Origin of the sequence: Edaphobacter sp., from assembly GCF_035532915.1 — a bacterium.
Classification (GTDB): Bacteria; Acidobacteriota; Terriglobia; order Terriglobales; family Acidobacteriaceae; genus Edaphobacter.
The window spans coordinates 1-3,644 of sequence record NZ_DATKQC010000410.1 but is presented as its reverse complement, the minus strand read 5'-3'; the positions used below and the strand labels follow the sequence as shown (position 1 = coordinate 3,644).

Below are 3,644 nucleotides of genomic sequence, written 5' to 3'. Positions count from 1 at the left end.
ACCAATCCTGGGAATGAGCCCCGCAAGGAGTAGCAACTGCGCGCTCAACTGACACGTACTGTGGAATAACCTCGAATCGATTTGACGACATGTTCAAGTTGGCCGTCCACCCGCTCCCGTCGTTCGCGCCAATTGAACTCGATCAGTTCGTCCGGTTCCATCGGCGTTCCTTCCAGCACCAACCCGCTCCATGTGTAGTAAGCTCCTGTGGGCATCGCCAACCGAAATCCATTGCCGACTTTGACGGAAGTTGCGGAGAGGAGACGACCAGCCGTTTTCTCTCCGACGATTGTGGCGAGCCGGTTCTCTCGTGCAAACGCGACAATCATTTCCGCGGCGCTTGCGGTGTGGCGATTCACCAGGAGAGCGACCCTCCCGTGAAATGGTTTCTCGCCCAACCCCTCGGTTTGAAGCACAATGGGCTTTTTTGCCATCATCGCCGGTCCAAATTGCAATGCGAGTCGCCAAAGGGTCTTCGTTGAAGATGGAATTCGCGAGAACCGTCACACCAGAATTGCGATATTCGGCCTCGTAGTCATCGAAATAACTGAGCACAAGCTTTGCCCCAGAGCGGTCTAGTTTGGGATGAACTGCCCAATCGCTGCACAGTTTGAGCGCTGGAAGGTTATCCAGAGTCTTTTGTTGCTCTAAGAGTTTGCGTGTTTCAACAAGGATGTAGACCAATTGCCGCTCATCCTTAATGTCTTGGTGGATTCCCGATTGAGCTTCTCCACAATGTCGCTTTTCACTTCTCACCGGCCCTTCTCGCCCTCAATTCTCGCCTTGATTTGGTCGTGGCCGCCCAGCCTCGTTCATCCTTCTTCACGTCCATCAGGAATAGGGCTTTGCCGCCGCTCTTGCCCGCCGAGTCGAACCGACCCAGGGGCTTAATCTGCACGTGAGATTTACCTTGTATCCTATTGTCACAGTTCCCAAGCAACTCGGGACGGGAGATAATGGCTGACTTGTCCGGACTCCCGCCAGAGCAACTCGCACGGCAGACCATCGACGCCTTGCTAACCGCTGCTGGCTGGACACTCCAGGACAAGAGCAAATTCAACCGCAACGCCGCCGAAGGAGTCGCCGTCCGCGAGTTTTCGCTCCCAAATTGTGAAGCTGACTACTTGCTTTTCGTTGGAGGCAAAGCGGTGGGGGTTATCGAGGCGAAGCCAGCCGGGCACACCCTCGGAGGGGTGGATATTCAGTCCGCGAAGTACATGGTTATTACCTTACCGATAAGTGTCGACTCCACTGTGACCCAGATCTCGCCTGGCAGATCTAAAATGGCCGCCTCGATTCCAGTACTGTAAATCGCTTTACAAGTTCTCTCCCGCGCGATAAGCTCCTGCCTTGGGAAACGTTTCCCCATGATGCAGCAGAACTCCGGAACGCCAACCCAGGAGATCGCCAGTGACCTTGGAAAAAACACGAATCGCGCTTCTCGCCGTCGCCGCAATGTGGATTCCGTGCGCAGCCGCCGTAAGTCAGAACGTCGTGCCCTCCGTTCCTGAACAGCTCACGGTCAACATTGATGCGACGGAGACGGCTGCGCCGCTTTCGAAGTACGAATTCGGAATGTTCATCGAGCACATCGGTCCCCTCATCTATCGCAGCTTGTGGTCGGAAATGCTTGACGACCGCAAGTTTTATTTCCCGATCACTTCCGCGCAGCCGGCGGCACAGGGTCACCGGGAGGGCGGATTCCCCGGCACGCAACTCCGCAGATGGAGCCCTATCGGCCCTGATGCAGAAGTGGCGATGGACAGGGACCATCCATTCGTCGGCGACCAAAGTCCGCGCATCGCGCTGGATTCCTCCACTCCGCACGGAATTCAACAATCGGGGCTGGCTCTGCAAAGAGGCAAGCACTACGTCGGCCATATCTGGCTGCGCGGCACTCCCGGCAGCACAGTGAAAGTTGCCCTGATCTGGGGCGCGGGCTCAGCCAACCGGGAAACTGTCTCTCTGACAAAACTCACAAAAGCCTATCAGAAGTTCCCTTTCACCTTTGCTGCGAAAGCCGACACCAGCGACGCAACGTTTGAGATTACGGGCACGGGCTCTGGGGACTTCCACATCGGCGCCGTCTCGCTGATGCCCGCGGACAACATCGACGGGTTCCGGCCGGATACGATCGCACTGCTGCGCCAGCTCCACTCTGGCTTCTGGCGCCTGCCCGGCGGCAACTTCCTTTCCGACTGGAACTGGTACGACGGAATCGGGGACCGCGACCGGCGACCGCCCATGTTCGATTACGCCTGGAACGCGATGCAGTCGAACGACGTCGGCCTCGACGAGTTCATGACGCTTTGCAAACTGATCGGCGTGGAACCCTACATCACCGTCAACGCGGGCTTCGGCGATGCGCACTCCGCTGGCGAAGAAGTGGAATACATGAACGGCTCCATCCACACGCGCCTGGGTGCGGAACGAGCGCGCAACGGGCATCCCGAGCCTTATCACATCAAGTACTGGGACATCGGCAACGAGCCCTACGGCGTCTGGCAGCTTGGCCGCACCGATCTGAAGTACTACGTCCTCAAGCACAACGAATTCGCGGCCGCGATGCGCAAAGCCGACCCGTCCATCACGCTGCTCGCCTCCGGCAACATGCCGGAACCGATGGACCTGACCGGCGAGATGCGCGCGCAGGATGTCGATCACATGAAGGCCGTGGAAGGCACTCCCGAGGACTGGACCGGCGGCGAGATCGAGCACTGCTGGGGCAACTTCTCAGGCATCACCCAACACTGGTACGCGCGTTCCGGGCAGCGGTTCGATGTGGAGAAGGCGAAGCATCTGCCACTGGACGCGCCGACTGAAGCCGGCTATGACAAAGTCGACCAGACGCCTCTCCAGTACGCGCGCTATCCGGCCAACATCGTCCAGCTGAAGGCGCAGGAGTGGAACGGATATGAGCAGCGTTTCCCGGATTTGGTGAAGAAGAATATCTTCCTGTCCATCGACGAGTATGCCTACTTTGGCGGGAGCTTCACGCGAGGCCCAGATCTCAAACTCGCGCTCGCTTACGGGATGATCTTCAACGAGATGCTCAGGCACACGAATTTCCTGCGCATGTCCGCGCACACCATGGGCGTATCGACGATCGACTACACACCCACCTCCGCGGTTTTCAACAGCACCGGACTGGCATTCAAGCTGTACGGCGATCACTTTGTTCCCGGCTCCATCCCTGTTGCCCTTTCAGGAAACTCGCCTCAGCCGGCGCCCCGCAATCCCGTCGGTGGCGACCAGCCGGAGACAAACTCAGGCAGCCCAACCTATCCGCTCGACATGTTTGCTGCGCTCACACCTGGCCACAAGTTCCTTACTCTTGCTGTGGTGAACGCGACAGAGTCAGAGCAGAAATTCAGTCTGCATGTCACCGGAGTCCGTGTCGAAGGATCAGCGACACTCTGGCAAATGACAGGAACGAACCTCGACGCCAAAAACCGGGTCGGGCAAGCTCCGCAGGTCAACATCAAGCGCATTGAGATTGAAGATGCTTCGCCCCCAATCTCTGTCGCGCCCATCAGCGTCAACATATACCAGTTTCAAGTCGCTCAACGTGTCCAGTAAAAGAGGGCATTGCACAATGCACTCGGGGCTGCTGCGATCAACCGGCGAATCGAATCTGAAATGCG

General features: G+C 57.8%; 3 protein-coding genes. 2 read left to right on the top strand and 1 reads right to left on the bottom strand.

Features of this window, described 5'->3' with window-relative positions; translation table 11 throughout:
- Nucleotides 1–44: 44 nt before the first annotated feature.
- A complete protein-coding gene (locus VMU57_RS19185; RefSeq protein WP_325386366.1) occupies nt 45–455 on the bottom strand; it encodes a S41 family peptidase in 411 nt (136 codons plus the stop codon).
- 501 nt (nt 456–956) lie between these two features.
- Between VMU57_RS19185 and VMU57_RS19180 the strand changes: the two genes are divergently transcribed.
- Both VMU57_RS19180 and VMU57_RS19175 read left to right on the top strand, forming a co-directional pair.
- On the top strand, nt 957–1,310 hold the full coding sequence (locus VMU57_RS19180) for a hypothetical protein (protein WP_325386365.1): 354 nt from the start codon (nt 957–959) through the stop codon (nt 1,308–1,310).
- Nucleotides 1,311–1,410: 100 nt separating this feature from the next.
- The gene (locus VMU57_RS19175) at nt 1,411–3,579 is read left to right on the top strand and encodes an alpha-N-arabinofuranosidase (RefSeq protein ID WP_325386364.1); all 2,169 of its coding nucleotides are present in this window, start codon (nt 1,411–1,413) and stop codon (nt 3,577–3,579) included.
- The last annotated feature ends 65 nt before the right edge of the window (nt 3,580–3,644 follow it).